We start from the raw sequence: 17,764 nt of genomic DNA on the forward strand, positions 1-17,764 counted from the left end.
GTGGGAGTCGCCTGAGGCACGCAACCCCCTTGTCCACCGTTCGGGGGGAACCTCATTCCCCATCGCCGACCTCCCCGACCTCGACCAGTTCTGGTCTATCACCCTGCGGTGCGGCGAACACATCAACCGGCCCGCCGTCGAACCCGATCACCGGGACGTGGACCCCGACACCGCAATCGTCTGAACCCAGACCTGCACCGCTTGTCCGCCGGGCGAGTTCCTCACCCACCGAGGATGGTTCGGGTCGGGGGCAAACTCCACCTGATGATCAATGGCACGGGAACGGGGCGGATGGCACCCCGCACCACTCACACTGAAAGCCAGGATCATCCGTCGCCAGGAGCTCGATTTCTCGACACATCATCCGCTCGGGGACCTGCCCAAAGTCAACCAACCAGGGGACGGTAACTCTCGAGCTTGAGAAGGGACCGCACGTATCCCGCTTCCGCCACAGCCGTCACCTCATCGAGGTAGGCCAGAACGGCCGAATCGGCCGCCTCGAGGTCGAGACACATCTGTTCAGCGATCCAACGCCGAATCGCATCGTGGGAGATCATTCCAATCACCACCTACGGGGTACCCGCCGAGGTCGGTCCCCACTCATCCGACCCTGCCGAATGGCGCCCGACGATGAGCCGTCCAAGGAGGCAGTTCCCACCCGGGCCAAGATCGCACAAGGGACTCCCACACGATCACGTGCCGTGGTCGCCTCCCCATCGAATGCATGGACTGCACCGACCTCCGATTTGTACTGCGCAGTCCCGCTGTGCCGTTGCTGAACCAGGCTCGGCGCCGAGGACTTCGGGCCTGATTGCGTCACCGCGAGGTGTGGTTCCGGACCCCTGTCACCGAATATCTAGGACGAGACCGAAGTCGTCGCGGAGGGAGTCGATGACCCGGCTGCGGGCCCATCCCCGGTCGGCGAGATTACCGGTGGCGTCGATGGTGGTCTCCGGTGGCGTGCCCCGTTCGACCAGCATGACGGCGCGTTCGTCCTGGCCGTGGCGGCACCGATACCGCACCCCCGCCGCGGTCGGGGTACCGATCAGGATGTTCGTGCAGGTGATCCGGGAGTCGCGGTAGTCCCGCCACGTGCACCCAGTGAGCGAGCCGTCCTGGTTGAGCGCCGCCAACCCGGCCTGGGTGTCGAGGACCGCGACCGTGATGTCCTCACCCACAATCATCCGGGTGAGCGACACCTCGGCAAGGGCTGTGTCGGAGAGCATTCCGGTCTTGGGGATGTCGGTGCCGCGCAGGATCCCCTCGGCGACCACCGCACCCACCGACAACCCGACGTACAGGTAGCCGCCGAGCTGTGAGCCGCCGGGGCAGACGCGGTCGTCGTGGACCGGGTCGAACCTTCCCTGCCGCGGTACCCGTGTGGTGCGGGTGTTGATCGTCAGGCCGTCCTCGAGCGGGGCGATGGCGGTGGAGTTGAAGCTGTTCGGCGGGAAGTGGCTGTCGGTGCGGTGGATCCGCCACAACTCGGTGCCGGCCGCAATGGTGTCGGTGTGCGCGGGTGCGCGGTTGTACGTTCGCACCCGCTCACATGCCCCGGCGTGCCACGTCGAGGACGTTGTCGATCGCGATCTCGGTCAGCTCGCCGGCCTCGAGGTCCTCGAGGGGGCTGCGGCCGTCGAGGATCTCGGTGGCGGTCAGCCACCACGACGCCGCACCGTACGGGTCGGCCGCCACCGCGAGCCGCCGGTTCGCGTACTTCACCAGGTCGTAAATCTGATGCCGTGCCCGGTCGAACTGGAACAGCGGGTATCGGTAGTCCGGGCGGGCGCCGACTGGTAACCCGATCAACTCCCCCGCCTTCCGGCGTTTCTGTGCGACGCTGCGGATCGGCTCGCTGGTCGGCGCCAGGATCGCGGCGACCTCCTTGGAGTCGATCACCTCGAGCGCGTCGAGGACCGACCGGCGGGCCGAGGCCCGCAGCCCAGTGTCATGGGTGTCGGTGACGGTCGCGATCAGCGACTGCGCGAGCTGCAACCGCTCCGTCTGCGACAGCGCGGCCGCGGAAAACTGGGTGAGCGCGGTGACCACGTCCCCGCTCGCCTCCTCGGCCCCCAGCGCCGCCAGTTCGGGCCCGGCCCGGCCCGCCCGGGCCACGCGGGGTCCGCGCTCCGGCGTCTTGCCGCTTGCCTGGACCAGGGCGAGGCGGAACTCCGCGAAATACGTACCCAACGCCCGCTCGAGCCCCTCGACACGGATCGACTCGGACATCCGCGCCACCACCACCGGATCGATCCCAGGAGCAGGTCCCGAGGAGAATGCTTCGGCACTCATCCAACCCTCCCAGGTACGTTTGCCACAACTACGTACCTATCGTACCTGGCGGTGAGTGGGCGCGCTAGGCGCTCTTGAAGAGAGAGTTCTTCGTCGAGGAAGCCGGCACGATCTCCAGCCGCTGCAGCTCGGCGGCGGCACCGGTGACGTCACCGTCATTCTGGTCGAGCACCTGCAGGCCTTTCTCGACTGCGCGCCAATCCGCTGACAGGTCGAAGAATCCCAGGAGGTCGACGACCTCGGCCACCCACCGCTTCGCGCCGCGCCTGTCACGGGGAAGCTGGGCATAGTAGATCGCCATGGCGTCGGTCACCGACTTCTTGCGCTGCCCCCACTTCTCGCCCTTCCGGGCCGCGTCGCCGGCCAGACGCCACAGCTGCGCAACGTCGACGCGCCGATCCAGCACCGGTTCCCTCACGCCTGGCACAGTAGCGATCCGACGGGACGCATGAGGCCTGTTGCAGGTAGCCGATCGTCATCCCGGTGCTCCGAGAGGCGTTGGGCTGCGGTTGGGGGCCATCGCCGCGCGGCGGCCGAATATCGGTCTGTTCCCGACGGCGACCACCGTGCCCCTGCTCCCGGTGGGCGAGCCGGTGGCAGGCGCACCGCCCCCGCGCCTGGTTCCGATCCTGCGGGCGGTCAACCCTACGCGAGGCCGTCGACGGTGCGCACCGCGGGGAACCGGACCACGAGCCCGTCCACGAGCTGCTGCGCCTCGTACCGTTGCCGGCGTAGCGCCGCCGCCTCCGCCCGGAATCGTTCAGCCAGAATGGGATCGACTGCCCGCGCCTGCTGGGCGCGGGCCTGGGCGTCCTCGATGCGCTGGGAGAGGATCTCGATCTCCGCGTGCAGCCGGTCGTAGAAGACGCGGCCTGGGCGGTGTCGCGGTCCGGTGTGGTCATCCGGTCCTCTCCTGCTCGAGGCGGCAGGCTCCGGGTGGGCGCCGCGCGGGGTCGGACGGCGCCGGTGCGGTCACCGCGACATCGTGCAGGGCGCCGGCCGCTGCGTCAACCGGTGGAAGGTCTCGCATGTTGTCGCCGGAGGGAGAACAATTTCGGGTATGAATGCCGTCACGCGGCCGGGCAGAACTGAGGAACAGCACCTCGACGCCGTCCGCGACCGGCTGGCCAGGCGGTTCCCGGACCTCGATCCCGACCTGGTCGACAGGGCGATCGACATCGCCCACCACCGGTTCGACGGCCGGCCGGTGCGGGACTTCGTGCCGCTGCTCGTCGAACGTGCCGCCACCGCCACCCTCGGGGGCGGCGTGTCCCACCCGACCGAGTCCAACGACTCCGCCGCCGACCTGCGGTAATCGTGGAATGTACCGGCACGATCGGCCTGGTGGCCGAGCCCGGCCACATATGCGGGTATCGCACCGAACCCGCACGAGTGGCGTTCCCTGTCTGTCATGTCGGTGTGGCGGTGGATTTCTTCTTCAGAAGCACGAAGGGCAGCAGGAAGGTGGCCACCGCGGTGACGAGCCAGACCACCAGGGTGGCGAGCACCCACGTTCGCCAGCCGCTGATCTGCACACCGCCGACGACCGACGCGATGACCAAAGCGACAAAGGTCGATACGAGCCCGATTCCACCAAGGAACGCGGGTGCGTTGCGCGCAACGACCTGCGCGAGGAACGGTGCGAGGACACTCTGCGCGATCGCGAACACCACGACCGCCGTGACAAAGCCCGTCGTCGTGACCGTCATCTCCGGAAGAAGCCAGACCGCCACCACGAGCCCGATCGCTGCGGACCCGAGAAAAATCACGGCCCGCAGCAGAAAGCGAATCATCCGCTGCTCCTTTCCCTCTGACCCCGACAGACACCCCCGGTGGTTTCCATTGTCGTCTCAGCCGGCACAGGCGGAAAGGTCCTTCGACCGCCGCCACGACGAGGGACCGCAGGTCGTTGCCGACGATCACCTCACCGCCAAACCCGCTCGGCCATTGCTGAGGTCGGTCACTTCACCGTGGGGCTGCTCGGCCTGTTGTTCCTACCCGTTGGTCCGCGCCCACCACGACACCTGGTGGTCCCACGTTGAGGCGGTTCGGTGGGTGCGCAGGTTGCGCGCGACCGCGGAGTCGTTGCGATTCGTGGCGCCGGTCCTTCGACGATCCCGTTGTGCATATCGAGGACGATCCCGTTGTGCATATCGAGCGGGTCCGATTTCCGGGTGCTCGAACGCGGAACGAGAGCGGTCACATGCTGGTACGTGAGGAACTGTTGCATCCGGAGCGCTGCGCGGCGGCGCCACCCGGGGCATATGCACCTTCGCTGGCATCCCTGGCCCCTGACCGCCCCGGCAGGGATCATCACCCTCCCGGCCGCATCGGGCCGGACGGCGGTGCCGGACGGATCTATGCTGACCAGGCACCGATGCGGTGTCGGCAACTCTCGTCCGGGCGGAGGCTCTCGATGTTCGTTGTGGTGCGGCACGCGCACGCGGTCGGGAAGACGAAATGGCGTGGAGCAGAGACGCACCGCCCGTTGAGCCCGCTCGGCCACCGGCAGGCGTCCGGCCTGGTGGCCGCGCTCGACGGCATCGAACTCCACACCCTGTTCTCCAGCCCTACCGCCCGGTGCCGGGACACCCTCGCCGCCCTCGCCGCCGAACGGGTGCTCCCCGTTCAGGACCATTGGCTGCTGGCCCCGGACGCACCGGTCGATCAACTCCGGGCGGCCCTGTGTGGGTCCCACATCGGCGGGACTCTCTGGTGCACACACGGCGAGATACTCGACGACCTGGCAGCGATCTCCGACCACGACTCGCGCTGCGACTTCCCGACCGCGACGACAGCGAAGGGTGGGGCGTGGATCTTCACCCCGGGCGCCGACCCCCGCTATCTCCCGCCCACACCCCCCACCTGACCGCCAACACCGCCGGAACCCATCCCGCCACCCGAGGACAGGGCACACCACATTGCGCCGCATGCACCGCCCGGCTCCCCTCGCGGACACGCGAGCCGGGCGTGTGGTCGTGGCCGATGACGTGACGGTGTGGCCGGGCACCTCCCCTGCCGGTGGCCGGGGTTCGTCGTCGGTGCGGTGGGCCGGGCTCGCCGGTGACGGCCAGCCCGGCGCGGTATGGGCCGGGAAACGGGTGGGAGAACCGGCGGCAGTCCGATTGCCATCGGATAACACCCGCCGCGCCGACGGTGTCGACAAGGTAACGGCCGCGACGGGAATCGACGTGGCCAGGGTGGCGAACAGTGCTGTGCGACAGGGCTATTACAGCGTTCCCTTCGGCGCGTCCGGGGCGGGTCGTCGAGTCGGGTGTTGACCCGGGCCGTGGGGGCAGCGGACGATTTTTTTCATGACGCGCGAGGAAGAGCTTGCCCACATCGACCAGGCCATCGACCGCCTCGACCGCCGGTTCCCGGACCTGTCCCGGGAGGAGGTCGAGCGGGTGGTGCGTTCGGCGCATGACCGTTTCGCGGACGGGACGGTGCGGGATTTCGTTCCGCTGCTGGTCGAGCGGCACGCCCGCGAGACAGTGCAGGGACGTGTGCCCGTCGTGGCCGTCGCCGCGGATCCGAGCGCCCTGCCGGTGACGCAGTCGTTCGGTGGCGACGCGGTCGCCCGCCGCCGGCGGTGGCCGGGGTGGATGCCGGGCTGGTCGCGGGGCAGGTACGCGTAGACCCGAGGGGCGGATGGTGGCGTCGGCGCCGGTGAGGGTGTGTCCGGCTCGGGTCGGGTGTGATCGTGCGGCCCGGATCAGCGGCCGTCGAGTTCGTCTCTGCCGGACGAGACGAACCCGCCGTCGTTCGACACGACGCCACCGCCGCGCGGCCGCGATCAGGTGACGGGCGTCGATGGTGGATTCGCTGCCACACAATGGGGTACTGACTCGGCATGGACAGCGATGATTACCGGGACGACGCGGCATGGAACCGTCGGGTCCGCGACGAAACCGACACCCAACGGCTCGACCGCAACTGGAACAACCTGCTGCAGGAACTGCGCGTCGTGCAGACCGGTGTCCAACTCTTGACCGGATTCTTGCTGACCCTGCCGTTCCAGCAGCGCTTCGAGGAACTGTCGGATACCCAGGAGGTGATCTACCTCGTCACCGTCGCCCTGTCGGTGACCGCGACGATGATGCTGATCGCACCGGTCGGCATCCACCGACTCCTGTTCCGGCAACATGCCCTGCCCACGCTCGTCGCAACTGGGCAGCGACTCGCGATCGGCGGCATCGCCGCCCTGGGATTCGCCCTCGTCGGCGTGGTCCTGCTGATCTTCAGCTTCGTGGTGAACATGACCACCGGGATCATCACAGCAGCGGTGGCGATGCTGATGTTCTTCGGTTTCTGGCTCCTTCCGGCTCAGCGGTACCGGCGTCGCACCGACGATCAGTCGCCGCGCGAGACGGGGTGATTTCGATGTTCGGCCGGGAGCGTCTCCGCGAGATCCGGGACCGCGAAATCGTAGTCGACCTCGTCACGGGCATGGGTAGTCACTTCGTCGCCGTGATCCGCCGCCAGCCGAGAACGTCGCGGACATTCTTGGGTCGGCGGCCCGGACGGGTGAGCACCGTGGTGTCGGAGTCGCCGGGCCCCGCGCCGCCGGTAGCGGCGCGGGGAGCCCGGCGTCAGACGGTCTGGGTGGAGGATCCGGTGACCCACTGGATGGACTGGATGATGGCGTCGAGCAGGCTGGTGGTGGGGGTCTTGACGACGAAGTGCAGGACGTCGAGCAACACGAGATCTCCTTGTTGTCCGCTATTCGGGGTCTGATGGCCGATGTGGGGCTGTGTCAGAGGGTGATCGGGGGTCCGTAGGCGGCGAAGGAGTCGTCGGTTTCCTTGGTGGAGGCGGTCCACTGCGAGTAGGTCCGCAGGGAGACCGGACCGGCGGCGCCGTTGATCTGGAAGTGGATGTTGTCGAGGTTGACGTTGCCGTTGCCGGTGGTCATCGTCTTCTTGTCGAGCGAGACGGCCACAATCTGGCCGGGGCGGATCGGGACCACCCAGTTGGCCTCGAGCGGGGTCTGCACCGACATCGTCAGGGTGGGTAGGCCGCCGACCGGGATGCCGAGCCCCTGCTGTGGGGTGATGCCGATCTTGCCGCCGAGGGACAGGCCGTTGGAGACGTCGAGCAGGTAGCCGACCTCGACACCGACGTCGACGGTGCCGGCGGTGATCGGGGCGCCGCCGCTGGAGGTGACGGCGGTGTTGCCGCCGAGGAAGACGTCCTTGTCGAACGGGGTGCCGTTGAGCGGGATCACGTTGTTGAGCCATTGGCCGGACTGCGCGATCTCGAGGTTCGTGCCCAGGACCGTGGTCTTGGTGGCCGAGGAATCGGCGATCGCGATGACGTCGGCGTCGGCGGTGCCGGTGCCGAGCCCGAAGGTCAGGGCGGCGAGGAAGAGCAGGGTGGTGGTCCGGGCGGGGGAAAGGATCCGGCGCAGCCGGGATGTGTGGTCCTGGTTCATGTCGTGTCTCTCGTGAGGACGGTCGCCCCCGGTGCGCCGAAGGCGATCCGAGCGGAACGTCGGGGGGAGGGTGGCGTGGGCCAGGACCGGTGATTCGATCCCCGGACAGACTCACCCTGATCGGTGAACACCCGACGAACGGGTGACGTCCACCGCCCGGCGAGCCGGAATATAACAATCCGGAAACTGTCATCGAAAATCGTTGTTGCACAAACCTTTTGGTTTGTTGCGGCCGATTGGTCCGGGATGCCCGAAAATCGTGGCCGCTCTCAGTGATTTCTCAACGATCATCGCGTACCGTCGAGCGGGCATCTCTGCGCGTGGAGTCGGAAACTATTGCCCCGCAACGCCAGAACCGTCCACGAAAAATTCTCGACGGTTCGGTCGGCGGTGACCGGTTCCTGTCGCGGCATCCCCTGTATCCGTGCGGCGTCGTGGGGGTGGTGCACGATCGGTGGTGGCGCAGACCCGCGGTGGTGATCCGGGCGACCAGGCGCATGGGTCGGCGCGCGGACCGCTGGCGGAGGCCTGGTTGCGTTCGACTCTGCCGATCTTCGTGGGGCGATGTGTGCCGCACACCGCGGGCGAACCCCATCGCCGCGGTGTGCGGCCCGGGGATGCGTCAGGCGTACTCGAGTGCGCCGGGCGCGCCGGGCGCACCCAGTGAGTTCCAGATCGCTTGGTAGCGGCGCCGGGTGAGGTCGTCGGCGTTGGCGAGGAGAACGTCCAACAGCGACCGGGGGTCGGCGCGCCAGAACTGCACGAGCGTGTCGATCTCGCCCGCGGTGAAGAGACCGGAGCGGGCGGCGGCGAGAATCCAGTCGTCGAACTGGCGTTGCCGGATTCGTTCTACCGCGTCGAGGTCGAGTGACTCGTCGCTGGTGTCGATGGCGATTATCGCCGCGACCAGGTCCTGGAGCGGTTGTGCGTGGATGGGCACGGCTGCCTGGCCGGTGCCGTCGGTATCGCTGACCCACGGGTGAGTGGTCATGGTGGGTGCACCTCCTCCGAACCGCTTTTCCTCAACAGCGTTTTGGTAAACGCTAGGGGCGAAAGTCCGTGGATCGGGGCCGGTGAGGTCACCACCCCACCGCCCGTCCACCTGAACACCGCACAGGGAACCGGTCGCGGAGCTGTGGCGTCGTCTGGTGCCGATCACTCCCGTGAGGGTGATTCCTCGCACGCCGAGGCCGTCACAGAGTGATTCCGGAAACCCGCCACCTACCGATGACGGTCACACGATCCGCCGTTCAGATCGAGAGTCCGACAACGATGGACCTGCGGACATCAGGCGGTGTCAATCCGGTGCCGCCTCGCCGGTTTCGACCGCAATGGTGTCAGCGCGCTCGGCCGCGTTGCCGGGCACATCCTGTAATTCGCGTTCGGCGGTGATCTGATCTTCGAGATCGTCAACGAGAGCGGATAGCTCGGGCCTATGGTCGGTCCGCTCGAAGGGTTCTTCCTCGACGGATTCTTCGGTGGAGTGTTCACGGGCGAACCCATGTGTTCCGTACTGCCGCTCATTGTCGGGGGTGGACATCCGTGCCCTTCCTCTCAGTGTGTGGCCGTCTCGGGCGGGTGACGTCGAACGCCCCAGCGGGTAGTCGACGAAGTTTCCTGCCGCCGCGCCGGCCTTGCCGCCCATGCCGTCGCAGTCGGCCGCACTGGCGATCTCGGTGCCCGAGCTAACCCGGGGAAACGGTGTGCGGTGGTGGCGACGGCGCAGTTCGAAAATTCCTATTCCGCGCGCACCCAGGTGGGGGCGGGCACTGCGATCACGACGGCGATGGTCAGGATCAGGGTAATGGCAAGTTCCATAAGACTCTCCGCGGCGATGACCGTGTAGGAGGACGGGGTTCGACGTCATCGGCGCCAGACCAGGCCCGCGACCGGGGCACTCCGACGGTACCGAGATCATCGTCGGCCCCGGAAACATCGGTGGTGAACGTTGCTGTGAGCGACCCCACCTACCGAGTCGGCCGTTCGGAGTGTTGTTGCCGCAGACGCTGCAGTGTTCACCCGGATGACACCGAACCTTCACGGCGGCTTCATTGCCGCCGACTGGCGGGTCCGGCACGATGACAGGCCATGCACGTACGACGGTGGCCCGAAAACCCGCGGGTCCGGGCGCACACCGGTGCACGAGGGGTGCGCGCTCACCGCACATCCCCACCTGACTCTGGACCTGACCCGGATCGTGGCCTATGAAAGTGGCCGCGCGGTACACCTGGCTCTGACCGCCACCGCCGGCCCCGCCCGGCGAGCCCACCATCAGACCCGTCCGCTGACCGATCCGCAGGATGCGTCGGCACAGTGGTCCTACCTCGACGTCTGGCTCGGCACCATCGACCACGTTGCCGTCGCCGACCCCTTCCTCCCCCGCCCGGACCTCTACACCCGCACCGCGGGCCTGTGCTCCTACCGCACCGAACCCCGGTACTGGATCCCCGCGAACGCGGCCGTCGGGTCGCTCACCCTGACCGCGGAAAACCATGCTCGCACCAAGACCCTGCCACCTGTGTCAGGTATCTTCGTCCGTCTTGCGGGGCGCCCAGGACTCATCCGAGGTCGGCTGGCCAACGGTCCGAATACTTCCCGCGCGACCGTCACCGACCCTCCGGTCCACAATCGGGCTTTGGGACGATATCGAGGACACTGAGTCAGTGCACTCGAGCGCGCGATGGCGTTCAGAGGCCGGGCCGGTGCCGGCCCGGTACTCGATCCCTCTGTCACCACAGGGTCGACCGCGGTTGCACACTCCAGTGCGACCGCGGTCTTGCCGACGCGTCCCACGGTAGGCGCAGCGGCCGTTCACGACGTCACCCTTTATCGGCTGCCCCTTCGCCTCTAGCCGCAGGCGGCACCGCCTCACCACTGTAGTCGTCGAGCATCCGATGACAGCACCGTGGGAACGCCGCCATCGTCGAGCAATCGGTAGGAGCTCTCGCCCCTGGTGAACAGTCCGCCGCCGTTCCCCGACCATGCACCGGAGCCCAGAGCTCGGCCGACAGTCGGATCAGGCCAGGCCACCAGCACCGCTGAGGGTGACGAATTCAACGCCCGCCGAACGCAGTTGCGGCACAGCAGCAGCGAGACCCTCCGCGGTCCCGCCCGCCGGGCGGTTGACGTGCATGATCACCACCGAACCGGGCGCCGCCGAGGTGACCGCGGCCTGCACCTTCGCGGCGGGCAGGGTGGCCCCCGCATCGCCGTTCACCGTGAATCCCACCACCTGCTCCCCGAGATCGCGGACGATCGCCGCCGCGACCTCGTCGCAGTGCGCCGTCCCGGGGCGGAACCAGCGGGGCGGGCGGCCCGTGATCTCGAGCAGTCGGTTGTGGTTCACCCACACCTCGTCGATCACCTCGGCCGGCGACCTCGTGCCCGCGATGCCATACGCGGATTTCCCGGTCACCGACAGCGGCAGGTGCCGGGTACCGTGGTTCGCCAGCTCGACAAGTGGGTTTCCCGCCAGCTGCGCGGTCAGCCCCGGGTTCGCATCGATCCAGCGGCCGTTCACGAACACGGTGGCCGGCAATCTCTCGCGTTCGAGCAGCGCCAGCAGATCCTCATCGACGCCATCGCCCTGAGGTCCACCGCACGCGTCGAAGGTCAGCGCGATCCGATGCTCCGCCGCCGCGAGCCGGGTGGCGGTGCCGGTGACAGCGACACCCCATTCGTGCGGAACGGCACCCGCATACTTCGCCGCGATCGCCGCCGTATCCGGCAGCAGGGGCGGGGGCGGGGGCGGGGCAGGAAGCCAACCGTCGGGGATCACCCCGTCCGGGAGCCCCGGAATCGGCGACGCCTCAGCGACCGCAGGGTCGGCGAGGTCGACGTAGCTCTGCATCGCAACAGCCACACCCCCGCCGAGCAGCCCCAACAACACCGCCCGACGATTCGCTCGCGCATACATGCGCCGAGACTAAACCGTCCACCAGAGCGACCCCTCGCCGATCTCGGAAAGACGCCATGAACACAACCCGAACAGTGCGCCCCGCACAACGACCACCGCCACCGCCACGGCCACCGACGGGCACTCTCGCCCAGTGTGACGCATTCGTGCCTCCGACCCGACGAAACCCTTGTGGTGCCACCGCGGGCGTGGTGATCTGTTCTCGCCTCCCCAGTCGGCGGTTTCGCAATCGGTGACTGACAGGGGACGCTCCCTGGCACCGGGGAGCACGGCTCCGCCAGTCTGATCACGATTCGCGTCGCCGTCTGGGCGAGGCTTGCACACTCACAGCACGCTGGGTTTGTTTCGCTCCCCACTCAGTGAGCATCGAAGGACGGATGAACGATGGCGTTCAGGTACCGGGCGGCGGGTTTCGCGTGCGGCCTGTTTGTTTTCTCCTCCTTCGGAGTCTTCTCCTGCGTGATCGAGGATTCTCCTGGCGGTGCGGTGTTCTACTCCGTCATGCTCATTCCACCGGGCGACCTTCTGCTACGGCGACTGCGCGAAATGCACCGCATGCGGAGGCAGGTGCCAAGTGCGGACCATAGGCCCACACCGGAGGGGCTCCCGCACATGCACACAGACGCGGCGCTGCTCAAAAAGTAGCTGGTACGACCATCTATACCTTCTCCCGCGCCGGATGGTGGCGGCGAGCCTCGCCGAACCCGTGCACGGCCCCGGCGACCGGGTTTCCCGCCGGCTGTCGAGGTGTCACTTCGCTGCCAGCCGAGGACGCCGGCGACGCCACGCCGGAACCACAAACCGAACTTCCCCAATGGCCAATCCGTGACGAAGACGTCTGTGTGTCGCTCGGGCTGACGCCCTCGCCGATGTCAGGGGCGATGCAGCACCGACGGTCGCGGACTCCGTCCCCGTTGCGACCCCCACACCAGGAAACCCTGGCGTACCTGCGCACCCCGATCGACCCGGACCCCAGCTCCAGCTCCAGCTCCAGCTCCAGCTCCAGGAGTATGCCGATCAGCCGGCCGCCGCCAACCACACTGAGCGCAGGATTGATCGTGAGCGAGGTGGTTTCACCGTCAAGGTCTGTGCCCCCGACCTCCGGGTCGTCGATGCACCGGGCGAACACCCCCCGACCAGATCCCTTGTGTCCCGCCGTGGACGCGCCAGGAGAAATATGCGTGTGGCGTAGATCACATCGCCGCGATACGCGGTCGGGTGGCCTACCATTTCCCTCGCACCGGTACACACTAAGTGCAGGTTGCCGATGCCGCTCCGCCAGTCAAACCCCCAGTGACTGGCGGAGATTCGGCACACTCGGTGCATCGGAATCTGCCGAGCCAGTTGAGGATTGCGTACCCAATCAACGCGGCGACTCTGCTGCCCGTCCCCGCCCGTGCCGGGAACAGTCTTCATGCGCGGCCGCAGAGCTGCCGCACACGACCGTCCTCATCGACCGCATACAGCGACATCCCCAACAGATCCAGAACCCGCGCAGGTGCCCGCACCGCAGCCTCCACCGAACCCGGCTCGTCCCGCACGACCAACGCAAACGACACCGACTGATCCGCCTCACTCGGCATCCGCCGAACGAGCTGCCCGATCGCGGTATCGACATCCAATCCCGGCGCGGTGGACGCCGCCTTGACCTCGACGTAGAGCAGGTGCCCGTCCTTCTCGGCAAACAATGTCGACGACATCCACCTCGGTACGGACGGTCCACCCCTGAGACGACAACCACCCCGCAAAAGCCCGGGCCACGCGAGCCTCGTCATCTCTCATACCGGACACGGTAAGCCAGAAACCACAGCTCCGAACAACACGACAGCGCACAACACATCCGGTGCGGCGATGCCACGACTGCGGCATACCCCGGACAGATCATCCGGTGAGATCGACGTAACCCCTTCAGAACGTCATCCGCGTCAGTCGTGTAATCGACTGACTGCTAGCGACATTCGTGTACACGATGTTTGACACCGATCGGAACCGGCCACGAAACGGCGGCCGCCGATCATTCTCCCCGGTGCCGGCCCGGTGTCCGCACGACCGTCCCCGGGCCTGGGTTCGGGTTCGGGTTGGAGCGGTGGAAGCCCGGATCGATAGTCAGATCTTCGGTGTCGGCAAAGACCAGCCGCCCGTCGTCGAGCGCGACCGCCCACCGATGCACCGGCGCCCACTCGTGCCCACCACCGCCCGGGTCGGTCACCGCCGCATAATCCTCGACCACCTCACCGGTGAGATCGGCCCCGGAGCTCCTGCGGACCAGCACCCGGACACCGACCGTCAACTCCGGGCCATCGACCGGCCGGTTGCCGCTGTTTCGGGCCATGTTGATGCACCTCTTCGCTCGGCGACACTCCCGAGATCGAGCATAAGCAACACCCTGCCCGGTCCGCGACCCGACCTGCACGAACACCCAGGACGCCGCTATCCGCTCAACACTCCCGCCCCGTGTCGCGGCACAGTAGCGCCCCCTGGCGCGCACAATCCCCGGGCCGGCCGCAGCCCGGCACCCTGCCATCCCGACCCCACCGACACCGAGGCTCACACGCCCGCACCGCCCCTACACTCCGGAACAGGCCCGCTCACCGGCCGCACTCATCTCGCCGCCACGCCGCGACGCGGCACACTCACTGCCACCGCCCGCGGAGCGCGGCGTCCACCACGACACATTCGTCGCAACGGTCCTGGCATCGGCGCGGCGCTCCCCGACAAGACCGATGCCCACCAATAATACAGTGCACCAGCACTTCCCGGACCAGACGCCTCCATCCACCCGTGCACAACCTTCGAGGCAATCCTGCCCGCGCCGTAGTCGGTCACCCACCACTTCGGCACCAGCATTCCCCCTGCCAGGGACCGGACATCGCCCGCCAACCACCGGGACACGGGCGGCAGGCGACCAGGTGACCCGTTTCAGCGGCGTCCGCAGCTGGTTGCGTTCCCACCACACCGCGCTTACCGTCATCTGTAGAGGTTGAGCCAGCAGCCCCGGAAACACATCCAACACCGGGACGACAAACCCCACACTCGCGGCCTCACCCCCCACCTCTCATCCCCCGAGTACCGGTTCCCCGGACGGCCCCCACCCCCGGGAGGACGCCATGACCACCTACCCGCTCTCCACCACCGAAACACCGCTCGCCACAGGCGGTATCCATCAAACGACGAGCACAGAATCCGATGACGGCCACGGTCACCACCGGCAGGCGGATCTGCAGATCCTGATCGACGAGACCGGCGACGGCCCGACCATGCTCACCGTGTGCGGCGACCTCGACATCGTCAGCGCCCCCATCCTGGCCGCCTGCCTGCACCAAGCCACCCACCACCCCGGCCCCGGAGTGGTGGTGAACCTGCTCGACGTACCCTTCCTCGGCTGCCCCGCCCTCGCCGTCCTCACCGCCGCCGCCGACGAACTCGGCCGAAACCACCGCGCCCTGACCATCGCCGCCGACGAACCACACCGACGCCTGCTGCACCGCACCCGGATCGACACCACCATCGGGTGCTACCCCACCGTCACCGACGCCTTCCGCGCCGCCCGCACCCCCACCACACACGCCCCGACGCCACCACCGAGTCCCCCGTTCTCCTGATCCCACCCACCTGCACCCGTAGACCGCACCTCCCGGACACCGTCGAAAGCGACAACGGTCGGTGTCAGCGCAGCCGGGTCGACGACGGCCGGCACCTTCGCGCCGCGGCGTGGGTCATCGGACGCGGTTTCGGGTAACCGACCAGCGGACAAACGACGAGAATAGCCGGGGTCGACGTCGAGCAGCGTGGGATTCGCGGCGCAGTCGACCCGGATGCGTCGGACCGAGAGGAAACACAGATCGTGCCTGACATCAACGACAACCCCAACCACGACCATAGCCCCGAGATCGGATTCGACGACGACCCGATCCGATGGCCGGATCCGAGCCCCTTGGATCTGTGGTGGCAACGAGTGATGTCCGAAACCCTGCGCCGATCCCGAGAACCACGAACCCGGACACCGGTTCCGCCCGAAACAGGGCGCCCCCGGAATCGGGATCTCCGGCCGCACGCAAGTTGAACCGACCAGCCCGAATCCGACAGATGTCTGCCACACCAGGCTCACCGGACGACCCCATGCCCGCTACTCCCCCCCGTTACGTTATTTATGGTCCTTCGCAGAAGGGCTACGGTCGCCAGACCCGGTATGACTCGTTGCCCCTGTCTCTCGCATGATCCGGGGGGTGGTGTCGCCGGGTGTGGTGGCGTCGACGGACCGCTGATAGGGACACGGCCAACCGAAATTGGGTAGGTCTCTTTGTAACGTGGGTGCCGGGCGTCGATGCCGGATCGGCGACCGGCCGACCGAGACACAAGGGACGACCCCTGAATGGACTCGAACTATGCGGTGTACTGCGGAATCGACGTCGGCAAAGGTGAGCACCACGCCGTCGGACTGACCGCCGCCGGAAAGAAGATCTACGACAAGGCGTTGCCGAACGACGAGACGAAGCTGCGGGCGGTCTTCGACCGCCTGGCCAACCACGGATCGGTGCTGGTGGTCGTCGACCAACCCAATACCATCGGCGCCCTACCGGTCACCGTGGCCCGCGCCTGCAACCACGACGTCGGCTACCTGCCCGGACTGGCGATGCGCCGCATCGCCGACCTGTACCCCGGACAGGCGAAAACCGATGCCCGAGACGCGTTCATCATTGCCGATACCGCCCGCACCATGCCGCACACCCTGCGCCGGGTCTTTTGCCGGCGACGAGGCCCTCGCCGAGCCCCGTGGTCCTCGTCGGATTCGACGACGACCTTGCCGGCGAGGCCACCCGGGTCATTGGGCCGCATCCGCGGCCTGCTCACCTCCATCCACCCCGCCCTCGAGCGGGTCCTCGGCCCCCGCATCGCCCATCCGGCGGTGCTCGAGGTCCTCTCCCGCTGCGGCGGGCCGGCCGGAATCCGGCAGGCCGGCAAGCGCAAGCTCACCGCGATCGCGGTCAAGCATGCACCCCGCATGGGCGCCCGGTTGGCCACCGACATCCTTGCCGCCCTCGATGAGCAGACCGTGGTGGTGCCCGGCACCGCGGCCGCCGAAACCGTTCTCCCCAAACTCGCTGATTCACTGAAAGGAACTCTGTTACAACGTAAAACGGTCGCCGAGGACGTGGAGAGGGCGCTCGATGAACACCCTCTTTCCCGGGTCCTGACCTCGATGCCCGGCATCGGCGTCAGGACAGCGGCCCGGATCCTGATCGAGGTCGGCGACGGCTCCGCCTTCCCCTCCGCCGCCCACCTGGCGGCCTACGCCGGCATCGCACCGGTCACCCGCAAATCGGGCTCCTCGATCCGTGGTGAACACCCGGCCCGATCCGGGAACAAGAAGCTCAAACGAGCGCTGTTCCTGTCCGCGTTCTCCGCCCTCCACGACCCCACCAGTCGCGCCTACTACGACAAAAAGCGTGCCGAGAAGAAGAAGCACAACGCGGCCCTGATCTGCCTCGCCCGACGCCGCTGCGACGTCCTCTACGCCATGCTGAAAAACAAGGAACTTTACCGAGCACCGCTCCCCTCGGCGGCTTGACAGGAACCATAGGGACACCCCCCCCCCCGGTGGCACCGTGCGGCAGCAGCCCGGTCTCCTCGAGCACCCGGATCGACATCGCCCGCAGGTAGTCCAGCGTCGAATCGGAGCCCCGCTCGTCCAGCCACTGCTTGGCCTCCGGCCAACGCTCCTCCGGCCGGCCCCCCAAAGTGAACAGGGCCTCCTTGCAGCCCAATTCGGCGCCCTGCCGGGCGATCTCGATCACCTCGTCCGGCTCCAGATACGCCCCCGCCCCTCCGCCCGCAGTTTCCCTGGCACCGTCACGAACGTGCAGTAATGGCACCTGCCCCGGCACAACCGCGTCAGCGGAATGAACACCTTCCGCGAATACGTCACGCCCCCGGTCAACCCGCCGCCAGCAACCCGGCATCGCGCACCTTCGCCGCCGACGAACACAAATCCACCAGATCCTCGCCGCGGGCCTGCAACAACACCGTCGCCTCGTCCACGTTGTCCTGTGTCAGCGAATCGTCCTTGAGGCCGACGCCTGGTTCTCTCGGGTCTCCTCGTGTGTGGTGGATTGTTGCGTCCG

General features: G+C 67.6%; 17 protein-coding genes and 3 pseudogenes. 8 read left to right on the forward strand and 12 right to left on the reverse strand.

All coding sequences use genetic code 11. From position 1 onward, the window contains the following. A pseudogene (locus P3H15_RS49905) lies at positions 1-184 on the forward strand (hypothetical protein); the annotation flags it as partial. Positions 185-386: 202 nt separating this feature from the next. Here the strand turns inward: P3H15_RS49905 and P3H15_RS49910 are convergent. The 4 genes from P3H15_RS49910 to P3H15_RS49925 form a co-directional block, all read right to left on the reverse strand. Continuing rightward, a complete protein-coding gene (locus tag P3H15_RS49910) occupies positions 387-557 on the reverse strand; it encodes a hypothetical protein (protein WP_276144124.1) in 171 nt (56 codons plus the stop codon). A gap of 288 nt (positions 558-845) precedes the next feature. Next, positions 846-1,541 (reverse strand): hypothetical protein, encoded by a 696-nt coding sequence (locus P3H15_RS49915; protein WP_276144125.1) that lies wholly within the window; start codon positions 1,539-1,541, stop codon positions 846-848. A 4-nt stretch (positions 1,542-1,545) separates the two neighbouring features. After that, entirely contained in the window at positions 1,546-2,292 is a 747-nt protein-coding gene (locus P3H15_RS49920) for a hypothetical protein (protein ID WP_276144126.1), read from the reverse strand. 64 nt (positions 2,293-2,356) lie between these two features. Then, entirely contained in the window at positions 2,357-2,710 is a 354-nt protein-coding gene (locus P3H15_RS49925; protein WP_276144127.1) for a hypothetical protein, read from the reverse strand. Positions 2,711-3,352: 642 nt separating this feature from the next. Between P3H15_RS49925 and P3H15_RS49930 the strand changes: the two genes are divergently transcribed. Continuing rightward, positions 3,353-3,607 carry a three-helix bundle dimerization domain-containing protein gene (locus P3H15_RS49930; protein WP_276144128.1) on the forward strand — a complete coding sequence of 85 codons (255 nt, stop codon included), beginning with the start codon at positions 3,353-3,355 and terminating at the stop codon, positions 3,605-3,607. A gap of 94 nt (positions 3,608-3,701) precedes the next feature. Here the strand turns inward: P3H15_RS49930 and P3H15_RS49935 are convergent, their stop codons facing one another. Then, positions 3,702-4,085 (reverse strand): phage holin family protein, encoded by a 384-nt coding sequence (locus P3H15_RS49935; protein ID WP_276144129.1) that lies wholly within the window; start codon positions 4,083-4,085, stop codon positions 3,702-3,704. A gap of 623 nt (positions 4,086-4,708) precedes the next feature. On the opposite strand from P3H15_RS49935, the gene P3H15_RS49940 reads away from it, so the two are divergent. From P3H15_RS49940 to P3H15_RS49950, 3 genes are all read left to right on the forward strand, one after another. After that, positions 4,709-5,161, forward strand: a complete 453-nt coding sequence (locus P3H15_RS49940; RefSeq protein WP_276144130.1) for a histidine phosphatase family protein — start codon at positions 4,709-4,711, stop codon at positions 5,159-5,161. 445 nt (positions 5,162-5,606) lie between these two features. After that, positions 5,607-5,930: a three-helix bundle dimerization domain-containing protein gene (locus P3H15_RS49945; protein ID WP_276144131.1), complete on the forward strand. Its 324-nt coding sequence runs from the start codon at positions 5,607-5,609 to the stop codon at positions 5,928-5,930. Positions 5,931-6,145: 215 nt separating this feature from the next. After that, the gene (locus P3H15_RS49950; RefSeq protein ID WP_276144132.1) at positions 6,146-6,670 is read left to right on the forward strand and encodes a DUF6328 family protein; all 525 of its coding nucleotides are present in this window, start codon (positions 6,146-6,148) and stop codon (positions 6,668-6,670) included. Positions 6,671-7,048: 378 nt separating this feature from the next. Here P3H15_RS49950 and P3H15_RS49955 read toward each other — a convergent pair whose 3' ends face one another. From P3H15_RS49955 to P3H15_RS49965, 3 genes are all read right to left on the reverse strand, one after another. Continuing rightward, positions 7,049-7,726 carry an MspA family porin gene (locus tag P3H15_RS49955; RefSeq protein ID WP_276144133.1) on the reverse strand — a complete coding sequence of 226 codons (678 nt, stop codon included), beginning with the start codon at positions 7,724-7,726 and terminating at the stop codon, positions 7,049-7,051. 622 nt (positions 7,727-8,348) lie between these two features. Then, entirely contained in the window at positions 8,349-8,717 is a 369-nt protein-coding gene (locus tag P3H15_RS49960; protein ID WP_276144134.1) for a hypothetical protein, read from the reverse strand. A 306-nt stretch (positions 8,718-9,023) separates the two neighbouring features. Then, entirely contained in the window at positions 9,024-9,266 is a 243-nt protein-coding gene (locus P3H15_RS49965; RefSeq protein ID WP_276144135.1) for a hypothetical protein, read from the reverse strand. Positions 9,267-9,749: 483 nt separating this feature from the next. On the opposite strand from P3H15_RS49965, the gene P3H15_RS49970 reads away from it, so the two are divergent. Further along, positions 9,750-10,385: a hypothetical protein gene (locus tag P3H15_RS49970; protein ID WP_276144136.1), complete on the forward strand. Its 636-nt coding sequence runs from the start codon at positions 9,750-9,752 to the stop codon at positions 10,383-10,385. Positions 10,386-10,742: 357 nt separating this feature from the next. On the opposite strand, the gene P3H15_RS49975 is transcribed toward P3H15_RS49970, so the two are convergent. The 3 genes and pseudogenes from P3H15_RS49975 to P3H15_RS49985 all read right to left on the reverse strand — a co-directional run bounded on the left by P3H15_RS49975 (position 10,743) and on the right by P3H15_RS49985 (position 13,974). Further along, positions 10,743-11,642 (reverse strand): polysaccharide deacetylase family protein, encoded by a 900-nt coding sequence (locus P3H15_RS49975; protein WP_276144137.1) that lies wholly within the window; start codon positions 11,640-11,642, stop codon positions 10,743-10,745. A gap of 1,412 nt (positions 11,643-13,054) precedes the next feature. Then, positions 13,055-13,403, reverse strand: a pseudogene (locus P3H15_RS49980) (hypothetical protein). Between the two features lie 253 nt (positions 13,404-13,656). Further along, complete coding sequence (locus P3H15_RS49985) at positions 13,657-13,974, reverse strand: hypothetical protein (RefSeq protein WP_276144138.1); 318 nt, start codon at positions 13,972-13,974, stop codon at positions 13,657-13,659. Positions 13,975-14,749: 775 nt separating this feature from the next. Here P3H15_RS49985 and P3H15_RS49990 point away from each other — a divergent pair. Continuing rightward, a complete protein-coding gene (locus P3H15_RS49990) occupies positions 14,750-15,244 on the forward strand; it encodes an STAS domain-containing protein (RefSeq protein WP_276144139.1) in 495 nt (164 codons plus the stop codon). A gap of 770 nt (positions 15,245-16,014) precedes the next feature. Next, complete coding sequence (locus P3H15_RS49995) at positions 16,015-17,211, forward strand: IS110 family transposase (protein ID WP_276144140.1); 1,197 nt, start codon at positions 16,015-16,017, stop codon at positions 17,209-17,211. 37 nt (positions 17,212-17,248) lie between these two features. Here P3H15_RS49995 and P3H15_RS50000 read toward each other — a convergent pair. Further along, positions 17,249-17,684, reverse strand: a pseudogene (locus P3H15_RS50000) (radical SAM protein); the annotation flags it as partial. Between the last annotated feature and the right edge of the window lie 80 nt (positions 17,685-17,764).

Source organism: Rhodococcus sp. T2V (assembly GCF_029269925.1).
Classification (GTDB): domain Bacteria; phylum Actinomycetota; class Actinomycetes; order Mycobacteriales; family Mycobacteriaceae; genus Rhodococcus_F; species Rhodococcus_F koreensis.